Raw genomic sequence first — 1,056 nt, 5'->3', positions numbered from 1 at the left:
AGACACCGCCCTTTCACGGCGGTAACAGGGGTTCGATTCCCCTACGGGTCACCAATATGGGATTATAGCTCAGCTGGGAGAGCACCTGCCTTACAAGCAGGGGGTCACAGGTTCGAGCCCTGTTAATCCCACCATATAATGCGGCCTGGTAGTTCAGCTGGTTAGAATGCCAGCCTGTCACGCTGGAGGTCGAGGGTTCGAGTCCCTTCCAGGTCGCCAATTAAATACACTTTTGCTGGTGTGGCTCAACGGTAGAGCAGCTGACTTGTAATCAGCAGGTTGTAGGTTCGATTCCTATCACCAGCTCCAACAAAACACGGAGGATTTCCCGAGCGGCCAAAGGGGGCAGACTGTAAATCTGTTAGCGATGCTTTCGGTGGTTCGAATCCACCATCCTCCACCAAAAGTTAAATTAAATATGCGGGTGTAGCTCAATGGTAGAGTTCCGGCCTTCCAAGCCGGCTGTGAGGGTTCGATCCCCTTCACCCGCTCCAAAAGAACTATTTAAATGTGGGTGCATAGCTCAGCTGGATAGAGCAACGCCCTTCTAAGGCGTGTGTCCGGGGTTCGAATCCCTGTGCGCTCACCACTTGTTTAAATAATTCTGGCAACCATACATTGGGGATTCGCCAAGTCGGTAAGGCACATGACTTTGACTCATGTATGCGTAGGTTCGAGTCCTGCATCCCCAGCCAACTAAATATGATCCATTAGCTCAGTCGGTAGAGCACCTGACTTTTAATCAGGGTGTCCCGCGTTCGAGTCGCGGATGGATCACCAATACGGAGAGGTGTCCGAGTGGTTTAAGGAGCTGGTCTTGAAAACCAGTGATGCTTAACGGCACCGTGGGTTCGAATCCCACCCTCTCCGCCAAAACACGGAGAAGTACTCAAGTGGCTCAAGAGGATCCCCTGCTAAGGGATTAGGCTGGGTAAACCGGTGCGAGGGTTCGAATCCCTCCTTCTCCGCCATTTAATGTCGAGGTGTAGCGCAGTTTGGTAGCGCACTTGGTTTGGGACCATGGGGCCGGGGGTTCGAGTCCCTTCACCTCGACCA

General features: G+C 52.8%; 11 tRNA genes. All 11 read left to right on the top strand.

Going from position 1 to position 1,056, the window contains the following annotated elements:
* Positions 1-58: 58 nt before the first annotated feature.
* The 11 genes from CHF27_RS13900 (at position 59) to CHF27_RS13850 (ending at position 1,056) form a co-directional block, all read left to right on the top strand.
* Positions 59-134, top strand: a tRNA-Val gene (locus CHF27_RS13900).
* An 8-nt stretch (positions 135-142) separates the two neighbouring features.
* A tRNA-Asp gene (locus CHF27_RS13895) sits at positions 143-219 on the top strand.
* A 15-nt stretch (positions 220-234) separates the two neighbouring features.
* Positions 235-309, top strand: a tRNA-Thr gene (locus CHF27_RS13890).
* A gap of 9 nt (positions 310-318) precedes the next feature.
* A tRNA-Tyr gene (locus CHF27_RS13885) sits at positions 319-403 on the top strand.
* Between the two features lie 17 nt (positions 404-420).
* Positions 421-494, top strand: a tRNA-Gly gene (locus tag CHF27_RS13880).
* An 18-nt stretch (positions 495-512) separates the two neighbouring features.
* Positions 513-589 (top strand) — tRNA-Arg (locus CHF27_RS13875).
* Positions 590-619: 30 nt separating this feature from the next.
* Positions 620-695, top strand: a tRNA-Gln gene (locus CHF27_RS13870).
* Positions 696-704: 9 nt separating this feature from the next.
* Positions 705-780: transfer RNA gene (locus CHF27_RS13865), tRNA-Lys, on the top strand.
* Between the two features lie 4 nt (positions 781-784).
* Positions 785-873, top strand: a tRNA-Ser gene (locus CHF27_RS13860).
* Positions 874-879: 6 nt separating this feature from the next.
* Positions 880-971, top strand: a tRNA-Ser gene (locus CHF27_RS13855).
* A gap of 8 nt (positions 972-979) precedes the next feature.
* Positions 980-1,056: transfer RNA gene (locus CHF27_RS13850), tRNA-Pro, on the top strand.

Source organism: Romboutsia maritimum (assembly GCF_002251085.2).
GTDB lineage: Bacteria > Bacillota > Clostridia > Peptostreptococcales > Peptostreptococcaceae > Romboutsia_B > Romboutsia_B maritimum.
Note: the sequence above shows the minus strand (reverse complement) of the source record. Positions and strands in the feature narration are given on the sequence as shown.